The organism is Bradyrhizobium sp. NDS-1 (assembly GCF_032918005.1).
GTDB lineage: Bacteria > Pseudomonadota > Alphaproteobacteria > Rhizobiales > Xanthobacteraceae > Bradyrhizobium > Bradyrhizobium tunisiense.
This window is the reverse complement of sequence record NZ_CP136628.1, coordinates 5,765,712-5,778,075: the sequence shown is the minus strand read 5'-3', so window position 1 is coordinate 5,778,075 and position 12,364 is coordinate 5,765,712. Positions and strand designations below refer to the sequence as shown.

General features: G+C 64.9%; 11 protein-coding genes. 3 read left to right on the top strand and 8 right to left on the bottom strand.

Annotated elements, in window-relative coordinates:
* Positions 1 to 144 precede the first annotated feature (144 nt).
* The 8 genes from RX330_RS26930 to RX330_RS26895 form a co-directional block, all read right to left on the bottom strand.
* Positions 145 to 1,134: an ABC transporter ATP-binding protein gene (locus RX330_RS26930; RefSeq protein ID WP_317240486.1), complete on the bottom strand. Its 990-nt coding sequence runs from the start codon at positions 1,132 to 1,134 to the stop codon at positions 145 to 147.
* Positions 1,131 to 1,841 (bottom strand): DUF1028 domain-containing protein, encoded by a 711-nt coding sequence (locus RX330_RS26925; RefSeq protein WP_317240485.1) that lies wholly within the window; start codon positions 1,839 to 1,841, stop codon positions 1,131 to 1,133. The genes RX330_RS26930 and RX330_RS26925 overlap by 4 nt, the downstream gene beginning before the upstream one ends.
* A 9-nt stretch (positions 1,842 to 1,850) precedes the next feature.
* On the bottom strand, positions 1,851 to 3,656 hold the full coding sequence (locus tag RX330_RS26920; RefSeq protein WP_317240484.1) for a gamma-glutamyltransferase family protein: 1,806 nt from the start codon (positions 3,654 to 3,656) through the stop codon (positions 1,851 to 1,853).
* A gap of 81 nt (positions 3,657 to 3,737) precedes the next feature.
* Positions 3,738 to 4,727 carry an oligopeptide/dipeptide ABC transporter ATP-binding protein gene (locus RX330_RS26915; protein ID WP_317240482.1) on the bottom strand — a complete coding sequence of 330 codons (990 nt, stop codon included), beginning with the start codon at positions 4,725 to 4,727 and terminating at the stop codon, positions 3,738 to 3,740.
* Complete coding sequence (locus RX330_RS26910) at positions 4,724 to 5,710, bottom strand: ABC transporter ATP-binding protein (protein ID WP_317240481.1); 987 nt, start codon at positions 5,708 to 5,710, stop codon at positions 4,724 to 4,726. The genes RX330_RS26915 and RX330_RS26910 overlap by 4 nt, the downstream gene beginning before the upstream one ends.
* 28 nt (positions 5,711 to 5,738) lie before the next feature.
* Positions 5,739 to 6,710 carry an ABC transporter permease gene (locus tag RX330_RS26905; protein ID WP_317240480.1) on the bottom strand — a complete coding sequence of 324 codons (972 nt, stop codon included), beginning with the start codon at positions 6,708 to 6,710 and terminating at the stop codon, positions 5,739 to 5,741.
* Between the two features lie 11 nt (positions 6,711 to 6,721).
* Positions 6,722 to 7,702: an ABC transporter permease gene (locus RX330_RS26900; RefSeq protein ID WP_212081147.1), complete on the bottom strand. Its 981-nt coding sequence runs from the start codon at positions 7,700 to 7,702 to the stop codon at positions 6,722 to 6,724.
* Positions 7,703 to 7,805: 103 nt separating this feature from the next.
* Complete coding sequence (locus RX330_RS26895) at positions 7,806 to 9,401, bottom strand: ABC transporter substrate-binding protein (protein ID WP_317240479.1); 1,596 nt, start codon at positions 9,399 to 9,401, stop codon at positions 7,806 to 7,808.
* Positions 9,402 to 9,705: 304 nt separating this feature from the next.
* Here RX330_RS26895 and RX330_RS26890 point away from each other — a divergent pair, with 304 nt between their 5' ends.
* The 3 genes from RX330_RS26890 to RX330_RS26880 are packed head-to-tail and all read left to right on the top strand — an operon-like array spanning position 9,706 to position 12,362.
* Positions 9,706 to 9,963 carry a DUF6489 family protein gene (locus tag RX330_RS26890; RefSeq protein ID WP_212081149.1) on the top strand — a complete coding sequence of 86 codons (258 nt, stop codon included), beginning with the start codon at positions 9,706 to 9,708 and terminating at the stop codon, positions 9,961 to 9,963.
* On the top strand, positions 9,964 to 10,764 hold the full coding sequence (locus RX330_RS26885) for an esterase/lipase family protein (RefSeq protein ID WP_212081150.1): 801 nt from the start codon (positions 9,964 to 9,966) through the stop codon (positions 10,762 to 10,764).
* A gap of 47 nt (positions 10,765 to 10,811) precedes the next feature.
* On the top strand, positions 10,812 to 12,362 hold the full coding sequence (locus RX330_RS26880; protein WP_317240478.1) for a wax ester/triacylglycerol synthase family O-acyltransferase: 1,551 nt from the start codon (positions 10,812 to 10,814) through the stop codon (positions 12,360 to 12,362).
* Positions 12,363 to 12,364: the final 2 nt, after the last annotated feature.

Here is a 12,364-nt window from a genome sequence, read left to right as displayed (position 1 = left end):
GTCCCGGGCGCGGCGCAACACGAAGTGTTGTGACGCTGAACCGGGACCCAGTCTGCGGCGCGATGGGCCCCGGTTCAGCGGCGGCCCATGGCGCTTCGCTTGTGCTGCACCGCGCCCGGGGCAGGAGAGGGGAGAACGAGGCCATCACGACACCAGTCGTTCGAGCGGCGCGCGGATGCAGCGCGAGAGGTGGCCGGGGCTGACCTCGATCAATGGCGGCGGCGCCTTGGTGCAGGCCTCCAGCACGAACGGACAGCGCGCGGCGAAGCGGCAGCCGGCCGGCGGCTGCGCCATGTTCGGCACCATGCCTTCGATCGTCGCGAGCTGCTCGGCGCGGTGGTCGAGCCGCGGGATCGAGCCGAGCAGGCCGACGGTGTAAGGGTGTTGCGGCGCGGAGAACAGCTCATCCACCGGCGCACGCTCGACGATCTCGCCGGCATACATCACCGCGACCTCGTCGCAGACCTCGGCCACGACGCCGAGATCGTGGGTGATCAGGATGATGGCGGCGCCGCTCGCAGCCTTCAGCTCGCGCATCAATTCCAGGATCTGCGCCTGCAGGGTAACGTCGAGCGCGGTGGTCGGCTCGTCCGCGATCAAGAGGCGCGGATCGCAGGCGAGCGCCATCGCGATCATCACGCGCTGGCGCATCCCGCCCGAGAGCTTGTGCGGATATTCGTCGATGCGCCGCTCGGGCGAGGGGATGTGGACGCGGCGCAACAGCTCGATGGCCCGCTCGCGCGCGCTCTTCCGCGAGCCGCCGCGGTGGCGCAGGATGGTCTCGATGATCTGGTCGCCGATGGTGAAGCTCGGGTTGAGCGAGGTCATCGGCTCCTGGAAGATCATCGCGAGCCGGTTGCCGCGCAAGTCGCGCAGGGTCTGGTCCGGCGTCTTCAGCAGGTCAAAACCATCGAAGCGGATCGCGCCTGAAATCTCCACGCTCTGCTTCGGCAGGAGGCCCATGATGGCCAGCGAGGTCACGCTCTTGCCGCAGCCGGATTCACCGACGAGGCCGAGCGTCGCGCCATTGGCAACACTGAGATCAACGCCGTCGACCGCATGGGTGATCCGGCCGTCGTCGCCGTGAAAGCGGATGCGTAGATCCGTGATCTCGATGAGAGGACCGGCGCTCATGCCTGCCTTGCCTGTGCCGCGGCGATAGTTGCTTCGATGACGCTGCGATCGGTGTTGCCGGATGGATTTTGCCGCGTCGGCATGGAAGGGCGGAAGTGCACCCAGAGCTCCTGGCTGACACGTTCGAGCCGTTCGAGCTCACCGAGTGGATCGGGATGATCGTCGGCGCGGATGTCCAGCGCCGGCCATTCCTCCTCGCCATGGATCAGCAGCGCGGCGGACTGCTTGCCGCGCTTGTCGCCGCCGGCGGCCTCGCCGGCGCGCATCGCCGCGAGCAGGCGGCGCGGGAAGGGCAGGCTGTCATTGGCGATATAGGTCTTTGCGGTCTCGTCGAGCACGTCGGCGTCGGCGAGCATGTTGCCGGCAATCGAAAAGCCGCTGCCTGCGACGTGCCCGCACCAGTTGACGCAGTCGCGCCCAGTATGGGCGGCGATCTCGCCGCTCGCGTCCATGATGTGGACCTGCCGACTCTCGCGGCCGTCGTCGGTGGCGAGCAGCGCGGCGAGAACGTCATGCACATTCAGGCCTTCACGCAGCAGCTTGAGGCCGTCGATGCCGTAATAGGGATTGACGAAGGCCTGGGTCGCGATGGCGCCGACGCCGGCCGCGATATAGGGCACACGTGCGCCGACGGCGAAGAAGCGGGTCGCGACCGCGATGCCGAACTGGCCGGTGGCAGGATCTCGCGCGATGATCGACCAGGTCATGTGTTGCCTTTAGCGTCCCGCGGCGTAACCCTGCATGCCGCGCGGATTGGCGGCGGCGCGCCGGCGGACGCCGACGCGGGAGGCCGCGGTGAGGCGGCCTTCGGACCAGTCGGGCCCGACCTCGACGATATGCCCGCGCTCGCGAAGGTTCTCGATCGTCGCCTTCGGCACGCGGTTCTCGACCACGAGCACGCCAGGGCGTGCGGTGCGCGGCCAGAACGAGATCGGGAAATGCTCGGAATGCCAGGCCGGCGCGTCGATGGCTTCCTGGAGATTGAGATTGCAATGGACGTGGCGCAGGAAGAACTGGGTGATCCACTGGTCCTGCTGGTCGCCGCCGGGCGAGCCCCAGGCGAGGTAGGGCTCGCCGTCGCGCAGCGCCATGGTCGGCGACAGCGTGGTGCGTGGCCGCTTGCCCGGTGCGAGCGAACCGGGTTGGTTCTCTTCCAGATCGAACATTTGGGCGCGGCTGCCGAGGCAGAAGCCCAGTTCGGGAATGACAGGCGAGGATTGCAGCCAGCCTCCTGAAGGCGTCGAGGACACCATGTTGCCGGCCTTGTCGATGATGTCGAAATGCACGGTGTCGCCGCGCACCTCGCCGAAGCGCCCCACGGTCGGTTCGCCGGCGCCGAGCGCGCCGACGGCCTCGCGTTGGCCCTCGGCTCGGCGGAGCTTGACCACGCCGCCGAAGCCTTCGACCGAGCCAGGCCGGAGTTCGAGCGAAGCCTTGTCGCTGACGAGTTTGCGGCGCTCGTCGTTGTAGGCGTTCGACAGCAGCGTCGAGATCGGAATCTCGCTGAACTTGGGATCGCCGTAGAATTTCTCGCGGTCGGCGAAGGCGAGCTTGGCGCATTCGATCTGGAGATGGATGAACTCGGGTCCGGTCGGATCGAGCCCATCGAGAGCAAAACCCTTCAGTAGGGCCAGTTGTTGCAGCGTCACCGGCCCCTGGCTCCAGACGCCGGCCTTGCACACGGTGTAGCGGCCATAATCGTAGGTGAGCGGCGCTTCGACCGTCGGCTGCCAGCGCGCCATGTCGTCGGCGGAGAGCACGCCGCGATGCGGCGAGCCGCTGACGTCCATCACCTCCTGCGTTCGGCAGAACTTGTCGATGGCCTCGGCGACGAAACCCTGCGACCAGGCTTTTCGTGCGCGCCCGATCTCGGCGTCGCGGCCACCGCCGCCGCTCTCGGCCTCGCTGAGAATGCGCGCGTAGGTCGCAGCCAGCGTCCTGTTGGTGAACAGCGTGCCGGGCTTCGGCACTTCGCCATTCGGCAGGTAGACGGCCGCTGAGGTCGGCCAGTGCTTGCGGAACAGCTGCTCGACCGTCTGGATCGTGGCGCAGGCGCGCTCGACCAACGGATAGCCGTCCCGGGCGTAGGAGATCGCCGGTTCCAGCACGTCGCGCACGCGCATCGTGCCATAATCGCGCAGCAGCATCATCCAGGATTCGAAGGTGCCGGGAACGCAGGCCGCGAGCAGGCCGGTGCCAGGGACCATGTCGAGCCCCTCGCTCCTGTAATGCGCAATGGTGGCGCGTGCCGGCGCCGGTCCCTGACCGCAGATCACCTCGGTGCGCCCACGCTTCACGTCGTGCACGATGATAGGGACATCGCCGCCGGGGCCGTTCAGATGCGGCTCGACCACCTGGAGCGTGAAGGCCGTGGCGACGCCGGCGTCGAAGGCGTTCCCGCCCTTTTCGAGGACGGCCATGCCGACGGCGGTCGCGATCCAGTGCGTGGTGGCGACGACCCCGAACGTGCCCTCGATCTCGGGGCGTGTCGTGAAGGGATCGGGATTGACGTTGCTGGCCATGGGCTACCTCACTTGCGACGCGCGCAATTGATCACAGGAGATGCCGCGCCGCCAATGCGCTGCCGGCATGGCACGCGCGCGTCACGCCGGGACCGGCGCGGTGTTGACCGCGTGGCAGGCGACGCCGCCGATCAGCTCCGGCGCTTCCTTGCGGCAGAGATCGAACGCGAGTGGGCAGCGCGGATTGAAGGCGCAGCCGGGCGGCGGATTGATCGGGTTCGGAATCTCGCCCTTCACTGGAATGCGCTGGCGGCCGCTCATGGCAAGATCAGGCACGGCGCCCAGCAGCATCTTGGTGTAGGGCATCCGCGGATTGGCGAACAGCTCGCGTCCCTCGGCGATCTCGACGATGCGGCCGAGATACATCACGCCGACGCGGCTCGCCATGTGGCGGACCACGGCGAGGTTGTGGCTGATGAACATGTAGGTCAGGCCGAACTTGTCCTGGAGGTCGCGCATCAGATTGAGAATCTGCGCCTGCACGGAGACGTCGAGCGCCGAGGTCGGCTCGTCGCAGACGATGAACTCGGCATCGGAGGCGAGAGCGCGCGCGATCGCGATGCGCTGGCGCTGGCCGCCGGAGAATTCGTGCGGAAACTTCAGCCGGTCGTCGGGATGCAGGCCGACGAGGCCGAGCAGCTCGCCGACGCGCCCCTGAATGTCGCGCTCGCCCTGGATCAGGTCGAAGGCGCGGATCGGCTCGGAGATGATGGCATCGACCCGAAAGCGCGGATTCAGGCTTGCATAGGGGTCCTGGAAGATCATCTGGATGCGTCGGCGCAGCTTTCGGCGTGCCTGCGCCTGCCGCGGATCCGTCATCGAGACGCCATCGATCTGGACGTCGCCGGAGCTCGGCGGCAACAGGCCGACGACCATCCGTGCCACAGTGGTCTTGCCCGAGCCGGACTCGCCGACCAGTGCGAAGGTCTCGCCCTTCCTGATGTCGAATGTGACGTGATCGACAGCCTTGAGATATTCGAGGTGGCCGCCTTCGAGCACGCGGTTGAGCCAGGGTTTCGAGACGTCGAAGACGTGACGCAGATCCCTGGCCTGAACGAAGGGGGCGCTCATGCCGCGCTCTCCGTCGGCACGTTGTCGTAGAGATGGCAGGCGACCGATTGCGTGCCGTGTGGCAGCGGCTCCGGCCGATCGACACGACAGCGATCGAACGCGAAGGCGCAGCGCGGATTGAACGAGCAGCCGCGCGGGATCGCGGAGAGGCGCGGCATGGAGCCGGGAATCTGCATGAGGCGCTTGTCGTCGCCGGCCAGTGTCGGGATCGCGCCCATCAGGCCCTTGGCATAAGGGTGCAGCGGATTTCTGACGACATCCTGGACCGGACCGATCTCGGCGACGCGGCCGGCATACATCACCGCGACGCGGTCGGAGGTTTCCGCGATCACGCCCATGTCGTGCGTCACCAGCATCACGGCGGTGCCGTGGTCGCGGCCGAGCCGCTTGATCAGCGAGATGATCTGCGCCTGCACGGAGACGTCGAGCGCGGTGGTCGGCTCATCGGCGATGATCAGCTCGGGCTCGGCGCAGATCGCCAGCGCAATCACGACGCGCTGGCGCATGCCGCCGGAGAATTCGTGGGGATAGCCGTCGATGCGTTTTTCCGGCGCGGGGATACCAACCTCGGCGAGCAGGTCGATGGCGCGGCGGCGGGCGGCGGTCTCGGACAGGTTCAGGTGGGTTCTGATCGTCTCGACGATCTGGTCGCCGACCCGGTATAGCGGATTGAGCGAGGTGAGGGGGTCCTGGAAGATCATGCCGATCCGCTTTCCACGGATGCGGCGCATCTCGTCGGGCCGCAGATTGTCGATGCGCAGGCCGGCGAGATGGATCTCGCCGCCGGCGATGCGGCCGGGCGGGTCGATCAGGCCGATCACCGACAGGCCGGTGACGGACTTGCCGGCGCCGGATTCTCCGACCACGCCCAGCACTTCGCCTTTGGCAATATCAAAGGAGACGCCGTCGATGGCCCGCAGCGTGCCGCGGCGGGAGGCGAACTCCACGCGGAGATCACGAACGGAGAGAACGGGCTCGGTCATGAATGAGACGCTCTTGTCGAAGTGTTGCTCATCGGAGCTTCGGGTTGAGCGCGTCGCGCAGCCAGTCGCCGAGCAGGTTGATCGACAGGATCAGCCCGGCCAGCGCGATGCCGGGGAAAGCGACGATCCACCATTCGCCGGCGAACAGATAGTTGTTGCCGATGCGGATCAGCGTGCCGAGTGAGGGCATGGTGTCGGGCAAGCCGACGCCGAGGAAGGACAGCGTCGCCTCGGTGATGATGGCCAGCGCAAGGTTGATGGTGGCAATGACCAGGATCGGGCCCATCGTGTTGGGCAACACGTGCCGCAGCATGATCGTTGGCGCGGGCAGGCCGATCAGCTGCGCGGCGGCGACGTAGTCCTTGTTCTTCTCGACCATCACGGAGCCGCGCACCGTTCGGGCATACCCCACCCAGAAACTCAGGCCGATCGAGATCACCAGCACCACCAGCATGCTGTTGGCATCCAGCCTGTTGCCGAAGATCGATTTGGCGATGCCGTTGACCAGCAGCGCGATCAGGATGGCGGGGAAAGTGAGTTGCACATCGGCGATCCGCATGATCACGCCATCGACCGCGCCACCGAAATAGCCGGCGATCAGGCCGAGCGCGATGCCGAGGGCGCCGGCGAAGATCACGCCGGCGACGCCCACGGCCAGCGAGATGCGCATGCCGTAGAGGATGGCGGAGAACACGTCGCGGCCCTGCTCGTCGGTGCCGAGCAGGAAGGGGCTCTGGCCATCGGCGGTCCAGAGCGGCGAGATCCGAGAGTTCATCAATTGGAGCTGCGCCGGATCGAATGGGTTCTGCACGGCGAGCGCGGATGCAAAGATCGCGAGCAGGAAGAACAGCAGGGTAATGGCCGCCGCCACCATCGTCAGCTTGGAACGGCGGAACGAATACAAGATGTCGCTGTCGAGAGCGCGGCTGAGCCAGCTGCGGCCGGCATGCGCGGGCGGGGTGCTCTGCTTGTCGGAGTTGGAGGCGGCTACGTCGGACATGCAGGGCTGCCTTATGCGGCTCGGCCGACGGTCGCGCGCAGGCGCGGATCGACCACGGTGTAGAGGATGTCGACCACCAGATTGATGGTGACGAAGATCAGCGAAACCATCAGCAGATAGGCGGCCATGATCGGGATGTCGACATTTTGCACGGCCTGCACGAACAGAAGTCCCATGCCCGGCCATTGGAATACGGTCTCGGTGATGATCGAAAATGCAATAACCGAGCCAAACTGAAGTCCGGCCACCGTGATCACGGGAATGAGCGTGTTCTTCAGCGCATGGCCGAAATGGATGGCCCGGGTGGTCAGGCCGCGGGCGCGGGCGAAGCGGATATAGTCGGTTCGCAGCACTTCCAGCATCTCCGCGCGCACCAGCCGCATGATCAGGGTCATCTGGAACAGGCCGAGCGTGATCGAGGGCATGATCAATGCCTTCAGTCCGGACAGCGTGAGCAGACCCGTACTCCACCAGCCGAGCTTGATCACCTCGCCACGGCCGAAAGAGGGCAACCACCCCAATGTCACCGCAAACAGATAGATCAGCAGAATGCCGATCAGGAAAGTCGGCAACGAGATGCCGATCAGCGAAACCGCCTGAAACAATTTGGCGAGCACGGTGTCGCGCTTGAGCGCCGAATAGACGCCCATCAGAATGCCGAACACCATGGCAAACACGGTCGCGCAGACCGCGAGTTCCAGCGTGGCCGGCATACGCTCCATCAACAGCGTCGAGACCGGCTGGCGGAACTGGTAGGAGACGCCGAACTTGAACTGCGCGGCGTCGGCGAAATAGCGCACGAACTGCACTGGCACGGGATCGTCGAGGCCGAGCGACTTGCGCACCATTTCGCGTTCGGCGGCCGACGTGTCGATCGAGACGATCTGGTTGACGGGGTCGCCGGCGAAACGGAACATCGAGAAGGCGATGATGCCGACGGCGAACATGACGCCGATGGCCTGAACGGCGCGGCGAAGAGTGAAAGCGAGCATGCCTTCCACTGTCCTTGGTGTGCGTGCGGCCGACGCCTCTGTCAGCCGGAAAAGGAAAGGTCCCGGAAGCCTGACGCCGCCGGGACCTGGTGTTCAACTGACGTCAGTCCTTTTTGGTCGCCCAATGGAACATGACCAAATTGTCAGCGCGCTGCGGCAGGTTGACCTTCTTCGACACGCCCCAGGCCAGCGCCTGCTGGTGTAGCGGGATGTAGGACCAGTCCTTGCTGCCGATTTCGTAGGCCTGCTTGATCAGCTGGTTACGCTTGGCGGTGTCGGTTTCGACCAGCACCTTGTCGGTGATGGCGTCGAACTCCTTGTTGCAGTAGCCGCCGAGATTGGCCTCACCCCGCGAAGACTTCGCATCGTCGCGGCAGCCCATGATGTCGTAGAGCACGTTGTGCGAGTCCATCGTGCTCGGCGTCCAGCCCAGCAGGTAGAACGAGGTCTGGTAGCCGCCCTGCTTCAGCACCTTGGCAAAGTATTGCGCCTTCGGCTGCGCCAGCAGATTGATCTTGACGCCGATGCGAGCAAGCATGCCGACCACGGCCTGGCAGATCGCGGCGTCGTTGACGTAACGATCGTTCGGGCAGTCCATGGTGACCTCGAAGCCATCGGGATAGCCGGCCTCGGTCAGGAGCTTCTTGGCGCCATCAGGGTCGAATTTCGGCCGCGTGAACTCCTTGGACAGTGCGAACAATTCCGGCGCGATCATCAGGGCCGAGGGCGTCGACAGTCCGCGCATCACGCGCGTCTTGATCAGCTCGATGTCGATCGCCTTGTAGAAGGCTTCGCGGACGCGAACGTCCTTGAACGGATTCTTGCCCTTGATGTTGGAGTAGAGCAGCTCATCGCGCATCTGATCGAAGCCGAGGAAGATGGTGCGCAGCTCCGCCCCCTTCAGCACCTGGGCGTTCGGGCTGGAATCGACGCGGGAGATGTCCTGGATCGGCACCGGCTCGATGACGTCGACTTCGCCGGAGAGCAGCGCAGCGACGCGGGTTGCGTCCGAAGCAATCGGGGTGAAGACGATCTCTTTCAAGTTACCTTCGACCTTGCCCCAGTAATTGGGGTTGGCCTTGAAGACCGTCTTCACGCCGGGCTGATGACTTTCGATGGTGAACGGACCGGTGCCGTTCTCGTTGAGCGAGGCGTAGCTCGGCGTGGTCGCCGCCACCGGCGTCGGATCGACGACGTTGTTCGCCTCGGCCCACTTCTTGTCCATGATGTACCAGACATCCCACGAGTTATGCAGGATGGGATTGGGCGAAGGCAGGATGAAGTCGACGGTGTAGTCGTCGACCTTGACGACCTTGACGTCGGGCGCAAGACGGGTCTGCATGTTGGACCCCTTCTTGCGGACGCGATCGGCCGAGAACACCACGTCGTCGGCGGTGAAGGGATCGCCGTTGTGGAACTTCACGCCCTTGCGCAAATGGAAGCGCCAGCGGGTCGGCTCCGGAGTTTCCCAGCTCTCCGCCAGCGCCGGAATGATCTTGAGGTCCTTGTCGCGCGCGGTGAGGCCTTGATAGACGTGACCGAGATGGGCGTGGGTGGTGCTCTCGTTGAGCGTATAGGGATCGAGGGACTTCAGGTCGCCCTGGTTGGCATAGCGCAACGTCTGGCTGGTCGCAGGCGAGGCCGCCAATGCGAACGTACCGGCGAGAGTCGCCGCAAACAGACTTCGACATACTGACATTCTTGACCCTCTCCACGTCGCTGTGCCGGTGGTTTTTGATTGTTCGGCCGGCCGATTAATCCATGTTGCCCAGAGTTCTCGACCGGTGCAAGCGCCATTCCAGCAAGGAACGCGCCAAGTTGCGCCGCTGTGCAGCAAGGCTGACCGTGGCGCCTGGCATGGAGGACCGCATCTTTCGACTTTGGTTGACCATACCGGCCGATTGCGGGACGGGGCAAGTCGCGCCTGCATCAGGTCGCTTGCGTCGCACCACAACTCGCGGCGATACTCCGCAAAGTCGCTCGAATCTCAATCCGGAGGGGACATGAAAGTTAACATCGAAATCGACTGCACCCCCCTCGAGGCCCGCCAGTTCTTTGGCCTTCCGGACGTCATGCCGATGCAGACCGCTGTCATGGACAAGCTGCAGCAACAGATGATGTCCAACATCGACAAGGTCTCCCCGGAATCGCTGATCCAGAGCTGGTTCACCTTCGATCCGAAGATCGCGGAGCGCTTTCAGGACATGTTCGTCACCATGGCCGGTCTCGGCGGTTCGCGCAGCAGCGACAAGAAGAAGTAAATGTCGGCCGGGCCGGCCGGGGCGCTGGAAACAGATCGACTTCGTCCACCGAGCCTCGGCCTGCTGCTCGCCGAGGCTCGCGGCCTGTTCGAATTCAACGCCAGCCTGTTGCTGTCGCCGCTTCTGATGCGCGCGCCCAGGGGCGACGGCCATCCGGTGCTGGCGCTGCCGGGCTTTCTCGCCAGCGATCTCTCGATGATGCCGATGCGGCGTTATCTCAGCGAACTCGGCTACGATGCACATGCCTGGCGAATGGGCCGCAACCTTGGTGGACTGGGGCGGATGCGGGATTCGTTGCGCAGCCGTCTCGTCGAAATCCACGCTGCCACGGGGCGCAAGGTCAGCCTGGTCGGGTGGAGTCTCGGCGGCGTCTATGCCCGCGATCTCGCGCTGTGGGCACCCGACAAGGTTCGGTATGTCATCACGCTTGGCAGCCCTTTCGCCAACGACGTGCGGGCAACCAACGCCACGCGGCTTTACGAGGCGCTGTCCGGCGAGCGGGTCGAGGATTTTGCGGAAGCTCGCGAAGCGATCGCGGGCGATCTGCCGGTGCCGGCGACGTCGATCTATTCGCGCGCCGACGGTGTCGTGAATTGGCGAACCTGCTTGCTTCGGCCCTCCGACCGTGCCGAGAACATCGAGGTGCACTTGGCGAGCCATATTGGGCTCGGGGTGAACCCTGCGGCGCTGTGGGCCGTCGCCGACCGTCTGGCCCAACCGGAAGGGGAATTCTCGCCATTTGACCGGGCAGGGCCGTTTGCCATTGCATATGCCCCGCCGGAACAGGCAGTATCGAGCTGACGAGAAGCGCCGGCCAAGGCGCCCGTCAAATCTAGCGGGAGGGAACTATGGCTGACGGTAAGAAGCTGTCGTCGCTGGACGCGTCGTTTCTCTATCTGGAAACGCCGGAAATGCCGATGCATGTCGGGAGCATGGCGATCTTTCGCCTGCCCGACGACTACAAAGGCGACTTCTTCGAAGACTTCAAGGCGATGATCGTCTCGCGCCTTCACGTCGCGCCGATTCTGAAGGCGCGGCTGGAGAAAGCACCACTCGACATCGATCATCCTTCCTGGGTGGAGGACGATCAGTTCGACATCGACCGCCACATCTTTCGCGCCAGCCTGCCGCAGCCGCGCGACCGGGCCACGCTGGAGCGCATCGTCGGCTGGATGCACGCCAAACTGTTGAACCGGGCCCGCCCGCTCTGGGAGTTCTACGTGTTCGAGGGCATGAAGGACAGCGAGGTCGGACTTTATTCCAAGATGCACCATGCCGCCATCGACGGCGGCGCCGGTGCGGCGCTGACCAGCATGATCTACGATGTCTCTCCGGTGCCCCGGAAGGTCGATCCGCCCGCGGCTGGAAGCAAGCCCGGACAGGAGCCGCGCGACATCGCCGCCAACCTGCTCGACTCCTATCAGCAGCTCTTCACTCAGCCGCTCGATGCGTCGGCCGCCGCGAAGAACCTGCAATTGCCGCGCACCGGCAAGAGCGATATCGGTTCGATCCTGTTCGACAATGCGATGTACCAGATCGAGAGCGCGGTGCGCTTCGCCGGCAACATTCCCACCGTGCTCAAGAGCGTCTCCGAGGTGCTCGGCAAGGTCTCCGATCCGAAGTCGCGCGAGAGCCTCGCCAGCATGGTGTCGCCGCCGACCATGCTCAACAAGACCATTTCCTCGGAGCGCAGCTTTGCCGGCGTGTCGATTTCGTTGTCACGGGCGAAGGCGTTGGCCAAGCAGGCCGGCGGCAAGCTCAACGACGTCGTGCTGGCGCTCGCCTCCGGTGTGGTCCGCCGCTATCTCCAGCAATACGGCACGCTGCCGGCAAAATCCTTGACCGCCGCCGTGCCGATCTCGTTGCGGGAGGAGGGCAACACCGAGGCCAACAACCAGGTGTTCGGCATGATCTGCTCGATCGCGACCAACATCGAGGACCCCAAGGCCCGGCTCGAGGCCATCATCGCGCAGTCGACCAAGTCCAAGGAGATGTCGCATCCGCTGCGGGCACTGATGCCGCAGGTCTCCAACATCTCGATGCTGGGCGCGCCGATCATGGTGCAGATCCTCGCGCTGCTCTACAGCCGCTCCAACCTGTCGGACGTGCTGCCGCCGGCCGCCAACATTACCGTGTCCAACGTGCCGGGACCGCGGCAGACTCTTTATGCCGCCGGCGCGGAGCTATTGCACATCTTCCCGGTCTCGATCTCGACCCACGGCCAGGCCCTCAATATCACCGTGCAGAGCTATCGCGACCAGCTCGATTTCGGCTTCATCGTCGGTGCCAACATCATTCCGCATGTGCAGGTGATGTGCGACATGCTGCCGGAGGAGTTTGCCGCGCTGGAGGCGGCCTACGCGCCGCCGGCGGCGGACATCAAAGGCGCCGCTGAGTAGGA

Bases quoted from the DNA above. Each gene is read 5' to 3' on its own strand.
- RX330_RS26890 (WP_212081149.1), top strand. From the start codon at position 9,706: ATGAAAGTTAACATCGAAATCGACTGCACCCCCCTCGAGGCCCGCCAG.
- RX330_RS26915 (WP_317240482.1), bottom strand. From the start codon at position 4,727: ATGAGCGCCCCCTTCGTTCAGGCCAGGGATCTGCGTCACGTCTTCGAC.
- RX330_RS26930 (WP_317240486.1), bottom strand. From the start codon at position 1,134: ATGAGCGCCGGTCCTCTCATCGAGATCACGGATCTACGCATCCGCTTT.
- RX330_RS26885 (WP_212081150.1), top strand. From the start codon at position 9,964: ATGTCGGCCGGGCCGGCCGGGGCGCTGGAAACAGATCGACTTCGTCCA.
- RX330_RS26925 (WP_317240485.1), bottom strand. From the start codon at position 1,841: ATGACCTGGTCGATCATCGCGCGAGATCCTGCCACCGGCCAGTTCGGC.
- RX330_RS26900 (WP_212081147.1), bottom strand. From the start codon at position 7,702: ATGCTCGCTTTCACTCTTCGCCGCGCCGTTCAGGCCATCGGCGTCATG.
- RX330_RS26880 (WP_317240478.1), top strand. From the start codon at position 10,812: ATGGCTGACGGTAAGAAGCTGTCGTCGCTGGACGCGTCGTTTCTCTAT.
- RX330_RS26910 (WP_317240481.1), bottom strand. From the start codon at position 5,710: ATGACCGAGCCCGTTCTCTCCGTTCGTGATCTCCGCGTGGAGTTCGCC.
- RX330_RS26905 (WP_317240480.1), bottom strand. From the start codon at position 6,710: ATGTCCGACGTAGCCGCCTCCAACTCCGACAAGCAGAGCACCCCGCCC.
- RX330_RS26895 (WP_317240479.1), bottom strand. From the start codon at position 9,401: ATGTCAGTATGTCGAAGTCTGTTTGCGGCGACTCTCGCCGGTACGTTC.
- RX330_RS26920 (WP_317240484.1), bottom strand. From the start codon at position 3,656: ATGGCCAGCAACGTCAATCCCGATCCCTTCACGACACGCCCCGAGATC.